Source organism: Pseudomonas saudiphocaensis, from assembly GCF_000756775.1.
In the GTDB taxonomy this organism is placed as follows: domain Bacteria; phylum Pseudomonadota; class Gammaproteobacteria; order Pseudomonadales; family Pseudomonadaceae; genus Stutzerimonas; species Stutzerimonas saudiphocaensis.
The window spans coordinates 2,976,382-2,996,824 of record NZ_CCSF01000001.1 but is presented as its reverse complement, the minus strand read 5'-3'; the positions used below and the strand labels follow the sequence as shown (position 1 = coordinate 2,996,824).

The 20,443-nt window shown below is 62.8% G+C and carries 22 protein-coding genes; 17 read left to right on the top strand and 5 right to left on the bottom strand.

Annotation, left to right across the window (positions count from 1 at the left end; all coding sequences use genetic code 11):
* Positions 1-25: 25 nt before the first annotated feature.
* From argH to BN1079_RS13855, 7 genes are all read left to right on the top strand, one after another.
* The gene (gene argH, locus BN1079_RS13885) at positions 26-1,420 is read left to right on the top strand and encodes an argininosuccinate lyase (protein WP_037025394.1); all 1,395 of its coding nucleotides are present in this window, start codon (positions 26-28) and stop codon (positions 1,418-1,420) included.
* Between the two features lie 176 nt (positions 1,421-1,596).
* Positions 1,597-2,076 (top strand): GNAT family N-acetyltransferase, encoded by a 480-nt coding sequence (locus BN1079_RS13880; protein WP_037025393.1) that lies wholly within the window; start codon positions 1,597-1,599, stop codon positions 2,074-2,076.
* Between the two features lie 55 nt (positions 2,077-2,131).
* Entirely contained in the window at positions 2,132-3,286 is a 1,155-nt protein-coding gene (locus tag BN1079_RS13875) for an NnrS family protein (RefSeq protein WP_037025392.1), read from the top strand.
* Between the two features lie 88 nt (positions 3,287-3,374).
* Positions 3,375-3,902 carry a hypothetical protein gene (locus BN1079_RS13870; protein ID WP_037025390.1) on the top strand — a complete coding sequence of 176 codons (528 nt, stop codon included), beginning with the start codon at positions 3,375-3,377 and terminating at the stop codon, positions 3,900-3,902.
* A 26-nt stretch (positions 3,903-3,928) separates the two neighbouring features.
* Positions 3,929-4,348 (top strand): hypothetical protein, encoded by a 420-nt coding sequence (locus BN1079_RS17735; protein ID WP_037025388.1) that lies wholly within the window; start codon positions 3,929-3,931, stop codon positions 4,346-4,348.
* Positions 4,349-4,460: 112 nt separating this feature from the next.
* Positions 4,461-4,706, top strand: coding sequence for a TIGR02647 family protein (locus BN1079_RS13860; RefSeq protein ID WP_037025385.1), 246 nt, complete (start codon positions 4,461-4,463; stop codon positions 4,704-4,706).
* An 81-nt stretch (positions 4,707-4,787) separates the two neighbouring features.
* Complete coding sequence (locus BN1079_RS13855; protein WP_037025382.1) at positions 4,788-7,619, top strand: class I adenylate cyclase; 2,832 nt, start codon at positions 4,788-4,790, stop codon at positions 7,617-7,619.
* A gap of 23 nt (positions 7,620-7,642) precedes the next feature.
* On the opposite strand, the gene rnk is transcribed toward BN1079_RS13855, so the two are convergent.
* Together rnk and cyaY are read right to left on the bottom strand one after the other, a co-directional pair.
* Positions 7,643-8,050, bottom strand: a complete 408-nt coding sequence (gene rnk / locus BN1079_RS13850; RefSeq protein WP_037025380.1) for a nucleoside diphosphate kinase regulator — start codon at positions 8,048-8,050, stop codon at positions 7,643-7,645.
* A gap of 140 nt (positions 8,051-8,190) precedes the next feature.
* Positions 8,191-8,523, bottom strand: a complete 333-nt coding sequence (cyaY, locus tag BN1079_RS13845) for an iron donor protein CyaY (RefSeq protein WP_037025377.1) — start codon at positions 8,521-8,523, stop codon at positions 8,191-8,193.
* Between the two features lie 147 nt (positions 8,524-8,670).
* Here cyaY and lptM point away from each other — a divergent pair, with 147 nt between their 5' ends.
* The 6 genes from lptM (at position 8,671) to BN1079_RS13815 (ending at position 13,340) form a co-directional block, all read left to right on the top strand.
* A complete protein-coding gene (gene lptM, locus BN1079_RS13840; protein ID WP_037025374.1) occupies positions 8,671-8,811 on the top strand; it encodes an LPS translocon maturation chaperone LptM in 141 nt (46 codons plus the stop codon).
* 12 nt (positions 8,812-8,823) lie between these two features.
* On the top strand, positions 8,824-10,071 hold the full coding sequence (gene lysA / locus BN1079_RS13835; protein WP_037025371.1) for a diaminopimelate decarboxylase: 1,248 nt from the start codon (positions 8,824-8,826) through the stop codon (positions 10,069-10,071).
* 10 nt (positions 10,072-10,081) lie between these two features.
* Complete coding sequence (dapF, locus tag BN1079_RS13830) at positions 10,082-10,912, top strand: diaminopimelate epimerase (RefSeq protein WP_037025368.1); 831 nt, start codon at positions 10,082-10,084, stop codon at positions 10,910-10,912.
* Positions 10,909-11,604, top strand: a complete 696-nt coding sequence (locus BN1079_RS13825; protein WP_037025367.1) for a DUF484 family protein — start codon at positions 10,909-10,911, stop codon at positions 11,602-11,604. Before dapF ends, BN1079_RS13825 begins: the two co-directional genes overlap by 4 nt.
* Positions 11,605-11,733: 129 nt before the next feature.
* Positions 11,734-12,633, top strand: a complete 900-nt coding sequence (gene xerC, locus BN1079_RS13820; RefSeq protein ID WP_037025365.1) for a tyrosine recombinase XerC — start codon at positions 11,734-11,736, stop codon at positions 12,631-12,633.
* Positions 12,630-13,340, top strand: a complete 711-nt coding sequence (locus BN1079_RS13815; RefSeq protein WP_037025364.1) for an HAD family hydrolase — start codon at positions 12,630-12,632, stop codon at positions 13,338-13,340. The genes xerC and BN1079_RS13815 overlap by 4 nt, the downstream gene beginning before the upstream one ends.
* Positions 13,341-13,393: 53 nt before the next feature.
* On the opposite strand, the gene BN1079_RS13810 is transcribed toward BN1079_RS13815, so the two are convergent.
* The 3 genes from BN1079_RS13810 to BN1079_RS13800 are packed head-to-tail and all read right to left on the bottom strand — an operon-like array spanning position 13,394 to position 16,265.
* Positions 13,394-14,698 (bottom strand): sensor histidine kinase, encoded by a 1,305-nt coding sequence (locus BN1079_RS13810; protein WP_037025363.1) that lies wholly within the window; start codon positions 14,696-14,698, stop codon positions 13,394-13,396.
* Positions 14,695-15,750, bottom strand: a complete 1,056-nt coding sequence (locus tag BN1079_RS17160; protein WP_052114487.1) for a response regulator — start codon at positions 15,748-15,750, stop codon at positions 14,695-14,697. Before BN1079_RS17160 ends, BN1079_RS13810 begins: the two co-directional genes overlap by 4 nt.
* Positions 15,747-16,265: a putative pterin-binding protein gene (locus BN1079_RS13800; protein WP_052114486.1), complete on the bottom strand. Its 519-nt coding sequence runs from the start codon at positions 16,263-16,265 to the stop codon at positions 15,747-15,749. Before BN1079_RS13800 ends, BN1079_RS17160 begins: the two co-directional genes overlap by 4 nt.
* A 229-nt stretch (positions 16,266-16,494) precedes the next feature.
* On the opposite strand from BN1079_RS13800, the gene BN1079_RS13795 reads away from it, so the two are divergent.
* The 4 genes from BN1079_RS13795 to BN1079_RS13780 are packed head-to-tail and all read left to right on the top strand — an operon-like array spanning position 16,495 to position 20,443.
* A complete protein-coding gene (locus BN1079_RS13795; RefSeq protein WP_037025362.1) occupies positions 16,495-16,752 on the top strand; it encodes a Flp family type IVb pilin in 258 nt (85 codons plus the stop codon).
* Positions 16,753-16,774: 22 nt separating this feature from the next.
* On the top strand, positions 16,775-18,787 hold the full coding sequence (locus BN1079_RS13790; protein ID WP_139053064.1) for a hypothetical protein: 2,013 nt from the start codon (positions 16,775-16,777) through the stop codon (positions 18,785-18,787).
* Positions 18,784-19,779: a hypothetical protein gene (locus BN1079_RS13785; RefSeq protein WP_037025357.1), complete on the top strand. Its 996-nt coding sequence runs from the start codon at positions 18,784-18,786 to the stop codon at positions 19,777-19,779. Before BN1079_RS13790 ends, BN1079_RS13785 begins: the two co-directional genes overlap by 4 nt.
* Positions 19,772-20,443, top strand: a complete 672-nt coding sequence (locus tag BN1079_RS13780; protein ID WP_037025355.1) for a hypothetical protein — start codon at positions 19,772-19,774, stop codon at positions 20,441-20,443. The genes BN1079_RS13785 and BN1079_RS13780 overlap by 8 nt, the downstream gene beginning before the upstream one ends.

Genomic DNA, 20,443 nt, shown 5'->3' with positions numbered 1-20,443 from the left:
GTCCCCGTTTTCTGCGAGCGCATTCATGAGCACCGACAAGACCAACCAGTCCTGGGGCGGCCGCTTCAGCGAGCCCGTCGACGCCTTCGTCGCCCGATTCACCGCCTCCGTCGAGTTCGACAAGCGCCTCTACCGTCACGACATCATGGGCTCCATCGCCCACGCCACCATGCTGGAAAAGGCTGGCGTTCTGAGCGCCGACGAGCGCGACCAGATCATCGCCAACCTGAAGGACATCCAGGCCGAGATCGAAGCCGGCACCTTCGACTGGCGCGTCGATCTGGAAGACGTGCACATGAACATCGAAGCGCGCCTGACCGACCGCATCGGCGTCACCGGCAAGAAACTGCACACCGGACGCAGCCGCAACGACCAGGTGGCCACCGACATCCGACTGTGGCTGCGCGACGAGATCGACACCATCCTCGGCGAAATCACCCGCCTGCAGCAGGGCCTGCTGGGCCTGGCGGAAGCCGAAGCGGACACCATCATGCCGGGCTTCACCCATCTGCAGACCGCACAGCCGGTGACCTTTGGTCATCACCTGTTGGCCTGGTTCGAGATGCTCTCGCGCGACTACGAGCGCTTGGTCGATTGCCGCAAGCGCACCAACCGCATGCCGCTGGGCTCGGCCGCGCTGGCCGGCACCACCTACCCGATCCAGCGCGAGATCACCTGCGAACTGCTGGGCTTCGAAGCCATCTCCGGCAACTCGCTGGACGGCGTCTCGGATCGCGACTTCGCCATCGAATTCTGCGCCGCCGCCTCGGTGGCGATGATGCACCTGTCGCGCTTCTCCGAAGAGCTGGTGCTCTGGACCAGCGCCCAGTTCCAGTTTATCGACCTGCCTGATCGCTTCTGCACTGGCTCCTCGATCATGCCGCAGAAGAAGAACCCGGACGTGCCGGAGCTGGTGCGTGGCAAGACCGGCCGTGTGTTCGGCGCCCTTGCCGGCCTGCTGGTGCTGATGAAGGGCCAGCCGCTGGCCTACAACAAGGACAACCAGGAAGACAAGGAACCGCTGTTCGACGCCGCCGACACCCTGCGCGACAGCCTGCGCGCCTTCGCCGACATGGTGCCGGCGATCAAGCCCAAGCGCGAAATCATGCGTGAAGCGGCGCTGCGCGGTTTCTCCACTGCCACTGATCTTGCCGACTACCTGGTGCGCCGCGGCCTGCCCTTCCGTGACTGCCATGAGATCGTCGGCCATGCCGTGAAGTACGGCGTGGACAGCGGCAAGGACCTGGCCGAAATGAGCTTGGACGAGCTGCGCCGGTTCAGCGACCAGATCGATGACGACGTGTTCGCCGTATTGACCCTGGAAGGCTCGGTGAACGCCCGCGACCACATCGGCGGCACCGCGCCGAATCAGGTGCGTGCCGCCGTCGAGCGTGGCAAAGCACTGCTCGCTTCGCGGTGATCGCACCCCGGCCGGTGCATCTCGGTGCCCGGCTGTTCGATACCGAAAGAACACGCTGTTGCGCCATCTTGCGCAGCAGCACCGTTATCGGCCCATGAGTCGGCGCCTCGATCATCGGAAGCGATTCAGCCCAATTGGAGCGGTAATGCGCTGACCACACTTTCAGGAAGAGCAAGATGCCTCTGGAGATTCGCCCCGCAGTACGCGAAGACGCCGCACTGATTCTGCGTTTCATCACCGACCTGGCCATCTACGAGAAGGCCGAGCACGAGGTCAGGACCGACGTCGCGGGCATCGAGAACAGCCTGTTCGCCGACGGCGGCACGGCCCACGGCCTGATCTGCGAGCTGGACGGCGAGCCCATCGGCTATGCGGTGTACTTCTTCAACTACTCGACCTGGCTGGGCAAGCACGGCCTGTATCTGGAAGACCTCTACGTCACTCCGCAGCAGCGCGGCATCGGTGCCGGCAAGGCGCTGCTGCGCCACCTGGCCAAACTGGCGGTGGCGCGCGGCTGCGGTCGCTTCGAGTGGTCGGTGCTGGACTGGAACCAGCCGGCCATCGATTTCTACGAGTCCATCGGCGCCAAGCCCCAAAACGAGTGGATCGGCTACCGCCTCACCGGCGACGCGCTGACGGAGTTCGCTGCGGGCTGAGCGGCTTTCAGGTGTGCAGCCAATACCGGCGTCGATCCCTGACTCAGGAGGCGCAATGCAGCCCCGCAAACCTCGCCTGCCCTTTGCCAACGCCTGGTTCTTTCCCGCTGCTGCGCTGCATGCAGCACTGCTGCTTCCGATTTCGGTGCTCGGGTTGCTTGACCTGATCCCTGCTCTGCCGGGCTTGGCCACGCCTGCCGGGCATGCCCGTGAAATGCTGTTCGGCTTCGCCCTGGCGGTGATCGCCGGTTACCTGCTTGGCCCGCAACCGCTGCGTCTGACGCTTGCGCTGCTGGCCTGCTGGCTGTTGGCGCGCCTCGGCTCGCTGTTCTGGCCCGGCTCTTGGCTGGCGTCAGGCGCCACTTTGCTGTTTGCCGCCGGGCTTGTCTGGAAAGTGCTGCCACGCTTTATCGGCGCCGCGAAGAAGTGGCGCAACCAGTCCATCGCGCCGGTGGTGGGCGGGTTCGCGCTGCTCAGCGCGGTCACCGCCTTCGGCCTCGATCACGGCCTGGTTCGTCTGCTACAGCACGAGGCCCTGTTGCTGCTGGCCGCCCTGCTGTTCTTTATGGGCGGACGCATCATCGCGCCGGCGCTGGCCGGCCATGCTCAAAATGAAGGACGGCAGCTAAACGCCCGCGTGCAGCCTCAACTGGAAGGCGCGGTGCTGATCCTGCTGGCCCTTGCGCTGCTGCTGGCACCCCTTCCGTGGCTTCTGCTGCAGCGTCTGTCCGGTGCCATTCTGATCACAGCAAGCGCACTCACCGGCATGCGCCTGCTGCGCTGGCAGCCATGGCACTGCCGCACCCGCATGGACCTGCTGGCGCTGGTGATCGGCTATGCCTGGCTTGCCCTTGGCTTGCTGCTGCTCGGTCTGAATGTATTGGTCCCGACCCTGCCGACCACCGCCACGCTGCATGCCCTGAGCGTCGGCGCCCTGGGCAGCCTGACCTTTGCCGTGATGGCACGCACGCGACTGGTGCAGCGCTTTCGCGACCCTGGCGCGCGGCGCTGGATCCATCCGCTGGCGTTGCTGCTCAGCCTGGCAGCGCTGGCGCGAGTCGTCCCGCCGCTGCTGGGCTGGCAACACACGGGCTGGATGCTGCTCGCCGCCGGATGCTGGACGCTGGCCTTTCTGGCGTTGCTGGTATTGCTCTGGCAGTGCCGTGATGTTGGTCGCCACGGCTCTCGCCATTTATCGGCGGAGCATTGACCTCGAGACCGGAACTCCACGGCGGGAGACGGGACCTACAAGCATCGGCAGACGAAAGTCGCCGCTCTTGAACCTCACCGGGACCGGCATGGCTGACCTTCGTACACTGCTGCTGAATCAGGACACCCAGGGCGGCGAGCTCTTTGAGTCGCCCAAGGAACGCCTGATCTTCTATCGCTCTGAAATTCACTTCGAGTCTTCGCTGCTGGCAGAGCGAACCAGTGCCTATCTGTCGTCGCAGTCCTTCCTGATGATTGCTTTCGCCTCGACGATGGCCAACAGCAACCCGGACTGGGGGAACCTGTTTCGCCTGGTGGTTCCGGCCGTGCTGGCATTGCTGGGGCTGATTACCTCACTGCATGCGATGCCGGGGATCAAATCCAACTTCGAGGTCATCGAGCGCTGGCACCAGAAGCAGGCCGAACTGCTGCAGTGCGAGGGCCGCGTCGGCATACTGCCCAATAACGAGTCGGCACTGTTCGGCGAAGGCGACAGCCCTGCGGGCGGCAGGCGCTACAAGCGCACCCTGTTGTTCTCACTGCGCACACCACTGATCTTCTCGCTGGTATGGTCAGTGTTTGGCGCGCTGTGTCTGGCGCTAAGTTTTATCGACTAATCGCCCGCATGCGGAGGGCCAACGCCATGCAGAACCCAGATCGCCCGCGCTTTCGTATCGATGCCAATCGCCAGAGTGGCAGCCGAAAGGTACGCTACGTCGAAACCAGCCGCCCGGATGACGGCAGCTGTACCCTCTGCCGGCTGGATGACGAAAATCCCGCACCACTTGAGAGCCGCACCATGTCCGAACCGCAAGACGACGAAGCCTTTGCCGAATCCACCCTGATCCAGGCCATCGAAAATCAGCTGGAAGCCGGCGAGCCCGCCGCTGCCCAGGCCACTCTGAACAAGCTGACCCTGGTGGGTTACGAGCGCGAAGAAAGCCTGCACATGATGGCCCTGGTGCTGGCCCACGAAGTTCGTCTGATGCTGGCTGAAGACCGTCCGTTCGACAACGAAGCCTACGAAAGCATGCTGCGCAACCTCCCCGAGATGCCTGAGTAAATTCGATTCGCCTGCCCGCTTCATGGACAGGCCAGGCGCAGATCAAGCCGGGGTTGCATTCTCCCATTACACTGAGCACACAGGGCCAGCGCCCACAACCAGAGGAACGAGCATGTCGTATACCCCCGAGCGAGTCGCCGAACTGGATGTACTGTGCCAGTTCAACCTGGAAAACCTTCAGGAGGGCCTCAAGGTCCACCATGACGCCAGCCCTGCCACCATCGCCGCCTTCGAGCGCCTGCACGAGAAGGGGCTGACCAGCCAACCGGACGGTGGCTATCTCACCAGCCTCGGTCGCGACGCGGCCGAGCAGGCCCAGAAACTGCTGATCATCCTCGCTGAAACAGCCGAAGCCTGATCCGACTCCTGGCGGCGCTGATCAAGCGCCGCCGTGTCACCCACTCCGCTTCGAGCCCTGCTTTAATCTGCATGAACATCCATGACGCGCTTTCCTGAAATACACCCGGTTCTCGAAGATGGAATCGACCGCAAGGTGCTCGCCACCCTGCGCGCACGCTTTTTGACCATCAACCGCGGGCGTCTGGAACGGGCGCTCGAGACGATTCCGGCACGTCAGCAACCGGTGCTCAAACTGTTGCCGCTGCTGTTTCACGTGAACCATCCGATCATGCCGGGTTATGTTTCCGGCACCGTGCCCGCCGGACTTGACGAATTCGAACCGGACGCCGAAACCCTGGCCGAGGCACAGCGCCTGAGCCGTTCCTTCTCCCACAAGCCTCAGCGCGGCAAGCTTCCGCAACCGATCCAGAGCCTCTTTCTCATGGGCAGTCCGGGCACCATCGCCCAGGAAGAGCAGAGCGATCTTGACGTGTGGGTGTGTCACGACCCACAACTGCCACAGCAGCAGCTCGACGCGCTGCGCACCAAATGCGAGGCACTGAAAAGCTGGGCGGCATCCCTGGGCTGCGAGACGCATTTCTTCCTGATCAATCCCGAGCGCTTTATCCGCGGCCAACGCGAATCAAAGCTCACCTCCGAGGACTGCGGCACCACCCAGCATTACCTGCTGCTGGACGAGTTCTACCGCACCGCCATCTGGCTCGGCGGGCGCACCCCTCTTTGGTGGCTGGTGCCCGACTACGAGGAACACCGCTACGACGACTACGTCGACATCCTGCTCAGCAAGCGTTTCGTGCGCAGCGAGGAGGTATTGGACCTGGGCAACCTTGGCAACATTCCCGCCGGCGAATTCCTCGGCGCGGGGCTGTGGCAGCTGTACAAGGCGCTCGAAGCGCCCTACAAGTCGTTGTTCAAGCTGCTGCTGATCGAGGTCTATGCCAGCGAGCATCCGCAGTTGCGTTGCCTTGGCCTGGATTACAAGCGAGCCGTCTATCGCGGGCAGATGGAGCTCGACGAGCTCGATCCCTACATTGCCGCCTACCACCGGATCGAGAGCTACCTTATCCAGCGCGGCGACCAGGAGCGACTGGCGCTGCTGCGCCGCTGCCTTTACCTGAAGACCAACAAACCTCTGAGCCGGCCACCGACTCGCCACCGGAAAAGCTGGCAACGCTGCCTGCTGGAACGCCTGAGTCGCGACTGGAAATGGGACGAGCGCCAGTTCATCCAACTTGATCGGCGCAGCCAGTGGAAGACCCGCCAGGTCGAACAGGAGCGGCGCGCGCTAGTCAACGAGCTGACCTACGCCTACCGTTTTCTCGGTGAGTTTGCCCGTCGTCAGAACATCACCAGCAGCATCGACGAACGCGACCTGGGCATACTGGGCCGCCGCCTGCAGGCAACCATCGAGCGCAAGGCCGGCAAGATCGAAGCGATCAACCTGGGCATCTCGCCAGACATGGCCGAGGATCAGCTGACCCTGGTGCAAAGCTACGACGCGGCCGGCGACCTGTCCTGGGCGCTGTACGAAGGCAGCCTGCACGCCAGGGAAATCGAAAACTACTCGCCGCTCAAGCGCACCCGCGAGCTGATTCCCCTGTTGGGCTGGTGTCATCTCAACGGCATCATTGACAGCGCTACCCATGTCTCTCTCCATCCGGGCGACAGCGACATGACCGAAGCCGAGCTGTTCGCCTTGCTGAGCGGCCTGCGCCAAACGATTCCCATGCCGCCCCCAGCTGTCAGCGAAGAGACGCTGCTCAATGCTGCCGTGCCCACCCAGGTGCTGATGCTGATCAACGCCGGGTTCGATCCGTTCAAAGCCGAACACACCCCGGCAACGAAAAGCGCCAAGCTGCCCGGTTACGACACGCCACGGGAAAACCTGGTGCTGAGCATCGATCAACTCACGCTCAATAGCTGGAACGAGCTGATCGTCAGCCACCACACCGGCCCACAGGCCCTGGCCGACTGCCTGAACAGCTATCTCGCCAGCCTGGTCGACGGCAACTGTCCCACACTACAGGTGCGCTGCTTTACCCCGCAGACCGGGACCAGCATTGCCCGGCGGGTGGAAGAGATTATCCGCGACAGCCAGCAGGCGTTCGCCGAAGCCCGCGACAGCCGCTATCTGCTGCAGGTCAGGCAACAGTTTCACCTGTTCGACCTGCAGTCAGAACAGCTGCAGCACACCCAGCTCAACGACTTGGGTGCGCTGCTCGAGTACCTGGGAGAAGCCCACCATCGCCAGCGCCCGCTGCATCTGGATCGCAACCTGCTGGCCGGTCACGATTTGCCGCTGATACTGGCGCAGGGCAAGACCGGCTGCCTGCAGATCTTCTACCGTATCGAGGGTGATCAGGCCGAACTGAGCGTGCTGGACGAGTTCAACGCGCTCTGGCGCCAGCGCCTGCCCTACCGCGACGAACAGAGCCTGCTAACGCCCCTGCGCCGCTTCCTGCACTCGTTGGAGCATCGTCGACGCGCGCAGGACACGCTGGACGCAACCGCTAGCGCGAGCATGGAGATCCTGTTCTATCGAATCATGCCGGCTCTCGGCGATCGCCCCACCTGGCTGGAGCGCCGCTACCCGCCGCGCATCGAGGTGAACGATCCACTGCATGATGTGCAGGCCATCGTCGAGCCAGGCGAGCAGAAACGCTCGCAGGTGACGCTGTATTGCAATCAGCAGGAGTTTTCCAGCCTGGAATACGGCAACGGCCTGTTTGCCGCGGTGGCCCGCTACATCCTGGCCCAGCGTCGTCTAGGCGAACGCTATCCCTGCTACATCACCGATTTGGATCTCTCGGCTTTGCACGGCAGCGGTCGCCCGCAGACCGTGCAATACCTGCGCTACAAAACGCATCTGGAGGCGGCGCTGAACCAGGCCATGATGGCCCGAGAGGTCTGACGCCGCGGGTACCGACAGAACTGTCAGAGATTGGTGTCGCCAGCCGCTTCCGGCTGATATTCGACCTCCAGCAGGGTCAGCTTGAGGACTTTTCCGCCGGGGGTCGGCCAATCGATGTGCTGGCCTACGGTCATGCCCAGCAGCGCACTGCCCACCGGCGCCAGTACCGAAACAGTGCCTTCCTTGCCGGCATCCTGGGGATACACCAGCGTCAGGTGGTAGTCCTTGTTGGTGCCTTCATCGCGGCAATGCACGCGTGAGTTCATCGAAACAACACCGGCAGGCAGCTCGCTGCGCTCGACCACCTGGGCACGGGACAATTCCTGCTCAAGCGCCTCGGCAGCTGGACCGTAATCATCCAGGCTGTCGAGCAGCCGCTCCAGCCGCTGAAGATCGAGTTTGGTGATTATGATTGACGGTGCAGTGGTCATGGGTCCTGGTCAGCTCCAGAAAAAGTCAAAGGGGAAAAAGCAAAAACCCCGCCCTAAGGCGGGGTTTTTAAACCTGAACAGACCCTATCACAGCCTAATAAATAAGCAAGTGGGTCAAGGTCTGAACCCCGGCGCGTACCCTAGAGAGCCTCGAAGTCGAGCGCCTCGCCACCCTGCTCCAGCACCACGCGTGCCAGCAGCTCGCCCAGACGTTCGTCGTTGCTGTCACAGATCCAGTGCTGCGCGGCCTCGTCGTAGTCGAAATGGAAACCACCCGAGCGTGCCGCGACCCAGAGCTGCCGCAGTGCCGGCTGACGACTGAAAATCAGCTGGGTGCCGTTTTCAAAGCGCACGGTCAGCACGCCTCCGGAGTTTTCCAGATCCACATCCAGTCCGCTGTCGTCGAACACATCCTCGATTTCTTCCTGCACCGCATCGACAAGGTCGTGATAGCGCGCTTCGCTAAGGCTCATGAGTCGTTTTCCTGCTGAATGAATGGCGTAACAGCCGCGATATGCGGGCGAGCTTATCAGGCCTGAGGCTCAACTGCCGCTCACATAGGCAAGCCATCGAGCGCTGGGTATACTCGCGACATTGATTTTTTCAAGGAATTTTCCACCATGAAGCGTCTGCTGCTTCCTCTTATCGCACTCACCGTGCTGAGCTCCGTGCTCGCCGGCTGCGGCCAGAAAGGCCCGCTGTATCTGCCGGATGACGAGGCGACCGCCAAAGAACGTTCCAAAGATCGATTCGAACTGTAAGGAGGCATCACCATGGAGGCCTTCTCGTACCGCGACGGTCAACTCTTCGCGGAGGGCGTGGCACTGCCCGCTCTCGCGCAACGCTTCGGCACCCCCACCTACGTCTATTCCCGCGCCCATATCGAAGCGCAGTACCGGGCCTACGCCGACGCACTGGCAGGCGTGCCCCATCTGGTCTGCTTTGCGGTGAAAGCCAACTCCAACCTTGGCGTGCTGAATGTCCTGGCGCGCCTCGGTGCTGGCTTTGACATCGTTTCGCGCGGTGAGCTGGAGCGCGTGCTGGCCGCTGGCGGCAAGCCCGAGCGCATCGTCTTCTCCGGCGTCGGCAAGACCCGTGACGACATGCGCCGTGCGCTGGAAGTGGGCGTTCACTGCTTCAACGTCGAGTCTGTCGACGAGCTTGAGCGCCTGCAACAGGTTGCCGCTGAGCTGGACGTCATCGCCCCGGTATCGCTGCGGGTCAACCCGGACGTGGACGCCGGTACCCATCCGTACATCTCCACCGGACTCAAGGAAAACAAGTTCGGCATTGCCATCGCCGATGCCGAGGCCGTCTATGCCCGCGCCGACGAGCTGAGCAATCTGGAAGTGGTCGGCGTCGATTGTCATATCGGCTCGCAACTGACCAGCCTGTCGCCCTTCCTCGACGCCCTGGACCGCCTGTTGGTGCTGGTGGACCGCCTGGCCGAACGCGGCATCCATATCCGTCACCTGGACCTGGGCGGCGGCCTTGGCGTGCGCTACCGCGACGAACAGCCGCCGCTGGCTGGCGACTACATCAAGGCCGTGCGCCAGCGCATCGAGGGCCGCGAGCTGATGCTGGTATTCGAGCCGGGCCGTTCCATCGTGGCCAATGCAGGCATCCTGCTGACCCGCGTGGAGTACCTCAAGCATACCGAGCACAAGGATTTCGCCATCGTCGATGCAGCGATGAACGACCTGATTCGCCCGGCCCTGTACCAGGCCTGGATGGATGTGGTGCCAGTGCAGCCGCGCGAGGGCGAAGGTCGCCCGTACGATATCGTCGGACCGATCTGCGAAACCGGGGATTTCCTCGCCAAGGATCGCCAGCTGGCCCTGGCCGAAGGTGACCTGCTGGCCGTGCGTTCGGCTGGAGCCTACGGCTTCGTCATGAGTTCCAACTACAACACTCGCGGTCGCGCCGCCGAGGTGCTGGTGGACGGTGACCAGGCTTTCGAAGTGCGCCGCCGCGAAAGTGTGCAGGAGCTCTACGCCGGCGAAAGCCTGCTGCCTGCCTGAGGCCCGAACGATGCTTCTGCGTTTCACCAAGATGCACGGTCTGGGCAACGACTTCATGGTCATTGACCTGATCAGCCAGCACGCGCACATTCAGCCCAAGCATGCCAAGGCGTGGGGCGACCGGCATACCGGCGTGGGTTTCGACCAGCTGCTGCTGGTCGAGCCACCGCATAACCCCGATGTTGATTTCCGCTATCGCATCTTCAATGCCGATGGTTCGGAAGTGGAGCAGTGCGGTAACGGTGCGCGCTGCTTCGCCCGTTTCGTGGTGGACAAGCGCCTGACCACCAAGCGCGAAATACGCGTCGAAACGAAGGGCGGCATCATCGTGCTGAACCTGCGCGCCGACGGCCAGGTCAGCGTCGACATGGGCCCGCCACGGCTGGCTCCGGCGGAAGTTCCGTTCCTGGCAGACAGCGAAGCCTTGAGTTACCCGCTGGAGGTCGACGGCCAGTCGCTGGAAATCGCGGCGGTCTCCATGGGCAACCCCCACGCCGTGTTGCGCGTGAACGAAATCGACAGTGCCCCGGTGCATGAATTGGGGCCGAAGATCGAACATCACCCGCGCTTTCCGCAACGGGTCAACGCCGGCTTTCTACAGGTTCTCAATCGCCAGCACGCCAGGCTGCGCGTGTGGGAACGTGGCGCTGGCGAAACCCAGGCCTGCGGCACCGGGGCTTGCGCCGCCGCGGTTGCGGCGATTCGCCAAGGCTGGATGGATTCGCCGGTGCAGATCGACCTCCCGGGTGGCCGTCTGTCCATCGAATGGGCAGGTTCCGGACAGCCCGTTATCATGACCGGCCCCGCCGTGCGCGTTTTTGAAGGACAGGTTCGTCTATGACCGAGCAGAACCCAACCAGCCCGCAGTTGCCCGACGCCGACGCTGTCGCAGCCTACCTCAGCGCTCACCCGGAGTTTTTCGTCGATCACGACGAGCTGATTCCCGAGCTGCGCATTCCCCACTTGCCGGGCGGCGCCGTATCGCTGGTCGAGCGCCAGGTGAAGCTGTTGCGCGAGCGCAATATCGAGATGCGCCACCGCCTGTCGCAACTGATGGACGTGGCTCGCGACAATGACCGGCTGTTCGACAAGACCCGCCGTCTGGTGCTCGACCTGCTCGATGCCAGCAGCCTGGAAGATGTCATCGGCGCCGTGGATGAGAGCCTGCGCCACGAGTTCCAGGTGCCGTTCGTCAGCCTGATCCTGTTCAGCGAAACCCCGCTCTCGGTTGGTCGCAGCGTCAGCCAGGCCGAAGCACAGCAAGCCATTGGCGGCCTGCTGGCGGGTGGCAAGACGATCTGCGGCGCGCTACGTCCCCACGAGCTGGCGTTTCTCTTCAACGAAGAAGCCAGCAAGGAAATCGGTTCCGCCGCTGTGGTCGCTTTGAATAATCAGCAAGGCATCCTGGCCATCGGCAGCCGCGATCCGCAGCATTACAAGAGCTCGCTGGGCACCCTCTTCCTGGGTTATATCGCCGAGATACTGACCCGCGTCCTGCCGCGCTTCTCTACCCCACTGCGCTCGGTACGCTGAGACGCTTTGAGGATCGGTGGAGCCCGTTCCACCCTATGCACGCCGGGAAAACATAGGGTGGATGTCGCTCTCTACATCCACCATACCGCTCGGTGGAACACGCTACGGCGAGCGGTCTGAGGACACTCGATGCAAACCGACCTCGATGCCTACTTCCAGTACCTGCGCAGCGAGCGGCAGGTGTCACCGCACACCCTGGATGGTTATCGGCGCGACCTGCTCAAGGTGGTTGATTACTGCGCGAAGCAGCCGTTGCAGCAGTGGTCCGAGCTTACGACCCACCACGTTCGCCAGCTGATTGCTGATCAGCATCGCAAAGGGCTCTCCAGTCGCAGCCTGGCGCGCCTGCTGTCGTCGCTGCGTGGTTTGTATCGCTACCTGAATCAGGAAGGGCGCTGCGCCCACGACCCGGCAGCGGGCATCTCCCCTCCGAAAGGCGAAAAGCGCCTGCCACGATTGCTGGATACCGATCGTGCGATGCAGCTGCTCGACGGCGGCGTCGAAGACGATTTCATCGGGCACCGCGACCAGGCCATGCTGGAGCTGTTCTATTCGTCAGGCCTGCGCCTGGCGGAGCTGGTCGGCCTGAATCTCGATCAACTGGATCTGCCGGCCGGCCTGGTTCAGGTGCATGGCAAAGGCAACAAGGCGCGTGTGCTGCCGGTCGGCCGCAAGGCTCGCGAAGCCTTGCAGGCCTGGCTGCCATTGCGCGCTTTGAGCAACCCGGTCGATGGTGCGGTTTTCGTCAGCCAAAAGGGCCGCCGCCTAGGCGCACGGGCTATTCAGGTGCGGGTACGCCAGGCCGGCGTTCGCGAGCTGGGCCAGCACCTGCACCCGCACATGCTGCGTCACAGTTTCGCCAGCCACCTGCTGGAATCGTCCCAGGACTTGCGCTCGGTCCAGGATCTCCTCGGCCATGCCGATATCGGCACCACCCAGATCTACACGCACCTGGATTTCCAGCACCTGGCCAAGGTCTATGACCAGGCGCACCCGCGCGCCAAACGCAAGCAGGACCACGAAACGTGACTATTCGCCTGATCACCTTCGACCTGGACGACACCCTGTGGGACGTCGGCCCCGTGCTTCACAGCGCCGAGCTCAGGCTGCGCGAATGGCTGGCCAGCCACGCGCCCGGCCTGAGCGATGTTTCCATCGAGGCGTTGGGGGCGATCAGGCGCAGGCTGCTGGACGCCGATCCGCAGCTTCGCCATCGCATCAGCGAGCTGCGGCGGCGTATTCTCTGCCACGCACTGGAGCAGGCCGGCTATCCGCAGGGCGAAGCGCGCGAGCTGGCCGAACAGGCCTTTCAGGTATTTCTCGAAGCACGGCATGCGATCCAGCTGTTTCCCGAAGTCCACCCGACCCTGGAGCTGCTCGCCAACCACTACACCCTGGGCGTGATCACCAACGGCAACGCCGACGTGCGCCGGCTGGGTTTGGCCGACTATTTCCACTTCGCCTTGTGCGCCGAAGAACTGGGCATCGGCAAGCCCGACCCGCGCCCTTTCCAGGAAGCACTCAGGCTTGCCGGCGTAGCCGCAGAGCAAGCCGTGCATATCGGGGATCACCCGAGCGACGATATCAGCGGCGCACAACAAGCCGGCATGCGCGCCATCTGGTTCAACCCCGGCAGAGCGCCTTGGCAACAGTATGACTCTCAGCCGGATGCGATCATCGCCAATCTGGCGGAACTGCCTGCAGCGCTGCGTGACTGGCGCGATATCAGTAGCTAGAGCTGGTTGACACGCCGCCAGGCCCAACGCAGCGAGATGGTTCTCAGCAGGCGTTACGCTCGCGATTGACGTAACGGAAGCTGCAGCGTGAAGCATGCACCGCATTCACTGCGGTTGGTCGCCGTCAGCTGTCCACCATGCCAATGCACCAGCGCGCGCGCAATGGATAGGCCGAGGCCAACACCATCGCTGCCAGTTTCCTGCGCCTGCCCACGATAAAAGGGCTCGAACAGCCTCGGCATACTGTCTTCGGGAATGCCCGGGCCCGAATCGCATACCGAGCAGACCAGCATTCCGTCCGCTTTATCGACCGCGATGGTAATTGGCGCGCCCGGCGGACTGTACTTGTCCGCATTGGAAATCAGGTTGGTGAGCACTTCAACGCACCACAGGCGGTCGCATTCGATCCACAAAGGGCGGACGATGCCCGGTGCCCAGTTCAGTTCAATCGGCCGTGTCGCGAGCAGCTCGCCGAAGCCGTCGAGCGCCTGGCGCACCAGGTCTTCCCAGTCACAGCGCTGGTATTCCAGCGCGACGCCCTCGCCTCGCTGCTCGTCCACCCGCAAGCCCTGCAGCACGCGGGTGACCAGTTGGTTGAGCTGGCGAACCGAGCTGCGGATGCGCTGCAGGCGCGTTTGCACAGCCTCATGCTCCGCATCCTGGCGGGCCAGTCGCTGGGCGCTGGAGTCGATCACGGCCAGTGGCGTGCGCAACTGATGCGACATCACCGAAACGAAGTCTCGATAGCGCCGGGTTGCCTCCTTTTCGCGCTCCAGCGCGTCAAGCAAGCCGCGCGCTTGGTCGCGGGCCCGGCGCACGCGGGACAGGCTGCCCAGCAGCTGCCAGCAGAGCAGGCCGCCAGCCAGGGTCACCCCGCCAATACAGACGATGAGCAGGCGCAGCAGGTCCTCGTGGTCATCGCGGCGCTCACCGGCCAGGTCGAGCCGGGTGCGCATGATCTGCTGACCGATGGTATGCAGCTCCACCTGTATCAGCCCGTGATCCGGCTGGGGCTCGGCGAGCATTTGCTTGATTCGCAGCAGCGGCTCGCGTGCGCCTGCGCGCTCCATGAACGGCTCCTGCACCGGCGCCAGCAGCACTGCCAGCCTGCCGCGCAGCAGGGCATGCTGCAGCGCCCGATTGCCGCGGTGCCCCTCACCCGGAGCGTACTGAGCCTGCAGCAGCAGGTTGTTCTGGTAGCTCGCCTGGGTGATGGCCCAAACCATGTCCTCGCCCGGATCCTGGGATAGATCTTTCTGCAAATTGGCCAGGGCCATCAGGCTGTACCCGATCAGGCCGGCGGAAGCCGCCATCAACAGCAGCAGCGCCCCGGTGAACCAACGCTCGCGCCGTCTCACCGGCAGTCCCCGGCCATCTCCGGAAGGGTCCAGCCTGCCGCCAGGATCTGCGCCACCAATTCGCTCTGGCGCGTTACGCCAGTCTTTTGGAAGAGGTTGCGCAGGTGGAAATTCACCGTCGCTACGGAAACCCCCAGCGCTTCTGCCACCGCTTCCGAACGGATGCCCTGGGCCATCAGACGCGCCACCCGCGCCTCACTGCGGGTCAGGCCGAACAGCAGGCGCAACGCCTCCACCTCAGGCACGGGACGGCTCTGCGCGCTGCAGACGAACAGCGCGAACAGTTGCTGCGCCGCCACCGCGTGCTCAGCTCCGTCGAGCTTGAGCAGCCCCAGCAACACGGCATCAGTGGCCCGGCGCATTTCCAGGGTCTGCACGCGGCGCACCCCGGTCGCGCACTGACTCAACTCGGCGATGTTTTGCTTCAGCGTCTGCAATGCCGCCGGCAGGGCGTACGGCCACTCCAGTCGTCCCTTGGCATCGACACGCCAAAGGCCATGCTCCTGCATTAGCGCCTGGGCCTGATGGTTGGCATGCAGCAGATTGCCGTCGCCGTCGCACAACAGCACCGCTCCGGGCAGCTGGGCAAAGACGTCGCGCATGCGCCCAAGCAATTCGGTGCGGCTGAATGCCTGACTGTCGCGCACCCGTCCGACCGAAGCCAGGCGCGCAGCGATGGTAGCCAGCAGCAGGTCATAGTCGACCGGTTTAACCAGATAATCGTCGATGCCAAGCCGCTTGGCCTGTAGCAGATCGCTGCGCTGGCCCAGAGCGGTGAGGAGGATGAATGGCGTCGCGGCCAGGTCCGGACGCTGCTGACGGATATGCTGGTGGAGGGCATAGCCGTCCGGCTGATCGTCGGCCCCGAGCATCACATCGCACAACACGAGGTCGGGCGTGAAATCGTCCAAGACGATCAGCGCCTGCGCCACCGAACTGGCCACGCGTACGTCGTAGCCCGCCGCACATAACTCCTCTTGCAGGTCGGCAAGCAGAGTCAGCTCGTCCTCGATGCAGAGGACTCGCGCCGATAGCTGAGGGGCCGGAGTCAACGGGCCAAGACCTCAATGCTGCGCAGCAACCAAACCCACCGGTAATGAAAGCGCTGGTCGCGCAATTCATCGAACTGATCAAGTGGGTAAACCACCCGTAGTGGGCCGAGATCTTCCACGCCCAGCTCCTTGCCATCGACGCGCCAGGCGAGAATGACGTCCCAGCGGTTGAAGTCCTCGTTGGTGAATTCGACGTGATAGTCGTCCCATGAACTGATGCGGATCGGCACCACTTCATCGGCGGGTACATCTATCAGTGCCAGCACGTCACGCAGCAACGGCCCCTGCCAAAGCGCAGGCTCAGGGTGCAGGGTGGTGCCGGTTCTCAGGCTGGCCTGAGGCAGTGCGGCGATCTGTTCGCGTTCCAGTTCGAGCACCTTGTCGCCCATGCGCAGCGTTAACATCGGCGAAAAAGGATCGTCCGCCCAGGCGGTGCCGCTTGTCAGCAAAAACAGAGCCAGAACGGTATTCATCCAGCGAGCCATTTTTGCCCGGCGTTGGGTCAGCAATTGCATACTTCTTCTCTCATGGCCCTGACATCGACTACGGGCAGCAGAGAACGATAGCAAAAAGCTACAGCGTCCCAAATATTAAAAACCTATCAAAACATGCGGGGCGGCTTCTCAAACTCCTACGCTAATGTTCAAAAAATGACGAACGGCATGGAACTTCTCGGAAGAAGCATATCCGGAAACGCACTCCTGCCGTCTTTTTTTGCCGACTGATCCCCAAGGAGTCCCACCAATGTCCATCAAATCCCGTGCGCGCCAACTCGGCCAAGGCATGACCGAATACATCATCATCGTTGCGCTTATCGCAATTTCTGCGATTGTTGTATACAACCTGTTCGGCAGCACGGTGCGTGAGCAGGTCGGTGATATGGCGGCTGAACTGGGTGGCGGCCAAGCCACCCAGGCAGCCAATACCACGGGTACCGAAGCGCAACAAGCAGCCGGTACCGCGCACAACCTGGGCAGCTTCCAGCAAGAAGAGCGTCAGTAACGCCTAGTGCCGGACACAGTCTGTGAAACTCAAGAGGCAGAACGGGCAGGCCATGGTATTTGGCCTGCTGTTCATGGGCATTATCGCGCTGGGCATGATCCTGCTGTTCAATCAGGGCATTCTCACGCGTGACCGCGTGCAGGTGGAGAACGCTGCCGACGCGGCGGCCTACTCACAGGCCAAGCTTTTTGCCCGTCACCAGAACCTGATCGCCTACACCAACCGCGCCATCGTGGCCAATGAGCTGTCGGTTGGTCAGGTGGTGGCGCTTGCTTCATGGGGCAAGCGTTACGCCAACATCCCACGCTGGATCAACAGCTTCCCCGTCTACCAGCTGCCGATTGCCATCATCATTCCCCGCCCGACTATTGGCGATGTGGTCGGTATGGCAACGTTGCCTTGGCAGATACTGGGGATTGGCGCCCGCTTCGTTTCCCTGCCTGTGGTCAATGTCTATCCACAGGTGGTCTCCAGCTTCAACACCATCATGGGCTTTTTCCAGAAAGCCTTCGCCATAGCGACCTTCGAGGCGCAGACGCGAATTGCCGGCGATGTGGTGGGGCGGCACACGATGGACAAGCCCGGCGGCGACACTCTGGAGGTCGCCCCGCTCAGCACCGCGCTGCTGATCCAGAATTTCATCCTGACGTATTTCGCCGACATGCTGCCGGTTCAGGACCTGCTCACCCAGCTCGTCGCCAGCGAGCCCGGGCCGGGTGGCTCGCTGCCGGCCTCACCGAACGACTCCGAAGGGCTTGAAGAACCCGATGACCAAGGGTTTCTCGCTGACTTCCTGGGCTCCAAAACCGGGGATCTCGTGCCCAGTTCGATGTTGGTCAACATTGCCCCGGAGATGCATAGCAAGAGCGGTACGCCCAACGATATCGACTCGCGCAACGCTGCTCGCCAGTACGCAGCGCTGGTTAACGCCCAGCGCAACCCCTGGCTGAGTCAGCGCGACTTCAACTTTGGCCCATCACTGGACCTGTCGCTCAATTTCTCCCTGGGTTTCATCGAGATCAAACTCAACCTGTCCGCCTTTGTCGGCGTGGGCAACGAGGGCGGCACCGCCTACGTCTACAACCCGCTGAGCACCTCGGCCGTGGGAAGCAAGACTCCGGTGTACGGCTGGGCCTCGGTGGACCACAGCTCAATCGGCTTCCAAATCGACGTTGGCCTGGAAATCCGTATTTGTCTGCCGGTCCTTGGCTGCGTTGATGTTCCGCCTCTGCAGTTTGGCTTCGGCATGGGCATTCCGCTGGGAGGGGCTACACATCAGTTGGTGACCAATGTCGGCGACGAAAAACTGTTCGGACCGCAATGGGGTACGCCGGTCGAAGCGGGATTGATCTCCAAAACACCCTACGGTGACGCCATGGACCCCATCCACGCCGCGACTTGGGCCTGGGGCAACGTGCTGTCGATCTACGGCCTCAATCGCGCAGAGGACGTCACCAACGGCTACAGCGGCTCGCCGTCATTCTTTGCCCTGGGTGGCGCCCATAGCGAAAGCGGACGCAGCAAGGAATTCACAGTAGCCGTGTCCAAACCGCTGCAGGCGATAAGGACCAGTGACAACCCGGACGCCCTGAACATTCGCCAAGGCCGCTTCGCTCTGGAGACAGACACGCGCGACAACCCCATGGACTTCGCCTGGGGCGGCGACTCCGAGCGAATGATGACCGTGTCCTCGGCCGAGACGTATTTCGCCGCGCCGTCTGGTCGAGACGAATCGCCCAACCAATACAGCCCCTGGTGGGACGCGCGCCTGCGTGAGCCGAGCAAGGTCGTGCAATTGATCGCTTCCGGTGAAATCGACCTCTCCGAGGTGCTCGGCCTGCCCGATTTTGGCCCGGCGACCGTAGTAGGCCTGCTGTTTGATGTCTCTACCGACTACCTGATCATGCCGGGCGTTGACCGTGCCCTTGAGAAACTGCCGCCGGTGATTTCGCCGGTCGCCAAGCCGGTGATCAACCAGATCAGCGAGAACGTGCTTGATCAGGTCAAGAGCGGCATGCTGGATGCGCTGCAATGAGCACCCTCGGCATGCATCACCTCGCTCGGGGGCAGGCCATGGCCGAATTCGTGGTCATGGTCGCCGGCTGCGTATTGCTGATGTTCGTTGCCGTACCGGTGATCGGCAAGCTTACCGATATGGCTTACAAATCCCAGGAGATGGCGCGCTATGCAGCCTGGGAGCGCACCGTGTGGTACGGCACGCCCGAGGACTACATCGGGCAGAGCAAAAGCGGCCACAGCCCGTCGCAATACGACCGAGACCAGATTTCTTCCTTGTCTCCCTCCGATCGAAGCCTGTATGCACGCCTCGATACCGTGGACGGCTTACCCACCCGCAGCAATGAAGACATCTTCAACAGCGCGGAAAACCGTCTGCTGGCGTATGGACAGGCGGCTCGGCCTTTTACCAATGAGGATGTTGAAGCTCCTGGCAATAGCATGATCAACCGTTTCTGGCGCTGGACCAGCGGCCAGAGCCAACCCATGGTCAACAGTGGCGCCAGCGCAGCTGGCTCGAGCATGAGCAACAGCACGCCCACCTCGGTCGCCGACACATTGACCGGCGGTTACAACGCGCTGATGAGCCCGGTCACCAAGGCGGTGGACATCCTCAGTTTTGGCCGCGGCGACGACGATTTGCTACAGATCGCCCACCCCCGCCGCAACCTCTATAGCAGTGACGTACGCATCCCGGTTTCGCTGACCGGCAGCACCCTGGGCAGCACGCCACTGATCGGCGCTGCGCCATTATCGGTCAATGCCCGCTCGGCGATTCTGGCCGATGCCTGGGTGGCGCAGGACGAACTTCACATGCGTGAAAAATCCGACGACTTCGTCCTCGGCACCGGATTGGAAGACAACCTCCTGTGGGACGTCATCAAGACGGCCGTCAGCATCATGGAGCCGTCGTTCAGGCATATCGACCTGGCCCCCGTCAACACCGACCCGATTCCCGGCGACTCGGTGGCCTGTAATCCACGAACCGGTTTTTGTTATTTCAATGATTAAGCACTGGCCCCTGGTCGCCCTGCCCCTGCTTGGCCTGCTTGGCACAAGCGCATATGCCGAGTGCGACCACGACGACTTCCCACGCATGGACGCCATGCTGGTCGGCGCGATTGCCGACGGCATGCAGTGGAACAACACCGCCATGAATGTGCGCAGCTTCCGTGTGCCCGCCACCCCCCGGCAGGTCAAGGATTTCTACGGCAAGCAATGGAAAGAGGCCGTCGATTACACGACCTTTGGCCCCTGGGAGCAGATCCTGCACATCAACAACCAGTGCATGATGATGGTGCAGGTGCAGGCGCAGAACGAGCGCTACAGCTACGGCAAGCTGATGCTGACCAATCCCCCGGTCGCAGGGGCCAGCGATCGGCGTCTCGGCGAAGGCGTACCCATGCCCGCCGAAGCGCAGGTGGTCAGCGATATGCAAAGCGACGACCCACTGCGCAAGGGGCGCGTAACCATGCTGTTGGTCGCCGACGACATCCAGCGCACCCGCGCCTGGTACGAGAGCGAAATGCTCCACCGTGGATGGCAGCTGGAGCACCGCAGCACCCTGGCTGGCAGCGTCGTGCTCAACTACGCCAAGGGCCGCGAACTGCTGACAATCGGCCTGCTGCGCCACGAAACCAATACCCAGGTCCTGCTCACACGGATGGATCAGTGA

Bases quoted from the DNA above. Each gene is read 5' to 3' on its own strand.
- BN1079_RS13800 (WP_052114486.1), bottom strand. From the start codon at position 16,265: ATGCAATTGCTGACCCAACGCCGGGCAAAAATGGCTCGCTGGATGAAT.
- BN1079_RS13875 (WP_037025392.1), top strand. From the start codon at position 2,132: ATGCAGCCCCGCAAACCTCGCCTGCCCTTTGCCAACGCCTGGTTCTTT.
- xerC (WP_037025365.1), top strand. From the start codon at position 11,734: ATGCAAACCGACCTCGATGCCTACTTCCAGTACCTGCGCAGCGAGCGG.
- BN1079_RS13825 (WP_037025367.1), top strand. From the start codon at position 10,909: ATGACCGAGCAGAACCCAACCAGCCCGCAGTTGCCCGACGCCGACGCT.
- BN1079_RS13785 (WP_037025357.1), top strand. From the start codon at position 18,784: ATGAGCACCCTCGGCATGCATCACCTCGCTCGGGGGCAGGCCATGGCC.
- lysA (WP_037025371.1), top strand. From the start codon at position 8,824: ATGGAGGCCTTCTCGTACCGCGACGGTCAACTCTTCGCGGAGGGCGTG.
- dapF (WP_037025368.1), top strand. From the start codon at position 10,082: ATGCTTCTGCGTTTCACCAAGATGCACGGTCTGGGCAACGACTTCATG.
- BN1079_RS13855 (WP_037025382.1), top strand. From the start codon at position 4,788: ATGACGCGCTTTCCTGAAATACACCCGGTTCTCGAAGATGGAATCGAC.
- BN1079_RS13780 (WP_037025355.1), top strand. From the start codon at position 19,772: ATGATTAAGCACTGGCCCCTGGTCGCCCTGCCCCTGCTTGGCCTGCTT.
- BN1079_RS17735 (WP_037025388.1), top strand. From the start codon at position 3,929: ATGCAGAACCCAGATCGCCCGCGCTTTCGTATCGATGCCAATCGCCAG.
- rnk (WP_037025380.1), bottom strand. From the start codon at position 8,050: ATGACCACTGCACCGTCAATCATAATCACCAAACTCGATCTTCAGCGG.
- BN1079_RS13880 (WP_037025393.1), top strand. From the start codon at position 1,597: ATGCCTCTGGAGATTCGCCCCGCAGTACGCGAAGACGCCGCACTGATT.
- lptM (WP_037025374.1), top strand. From the start codon at position 8,671: ATGAAGCGTCTGCTGCTTCCTCTTATCGCACTCACCGTGCTGAGCTCC.
- argH (WP_037025394.1), top strand. From the start codon at position 26: ATGAGCACCGACAAGACCAACCAGTCCTGGGGCGGCCGCTTCAGCGAG.
- cyaY (WP_037025377.1), bottom strand. From the start codon at position 8,523: ATGAGCCTTAGCGAAGCGCGCTATCACGACCTTGTCGATGCGGTGCAG.
- BN1079_RS13870 (WP_037025390.1), top strand. From the start codon at position 3,375: ATGGCTGACCTTCGTACACTGCTGCTGAATCAGGACACCCAGGGCGGC.
- BN1079_RS13860 (WP_037025385.1), top strand. From the start codon at position 4,461: ATGTCGTATACCCCCGAGCGAGTCGCCGAACTGGATGTACTGTGCCAG.
- BN1079_RS13795 (WP_037025362.1), top strand. From the start codon at position 16,495: ATGTCCATCAAATCCCGTGCGCGCCAACTCGGCCAAGGCATGACCGAA.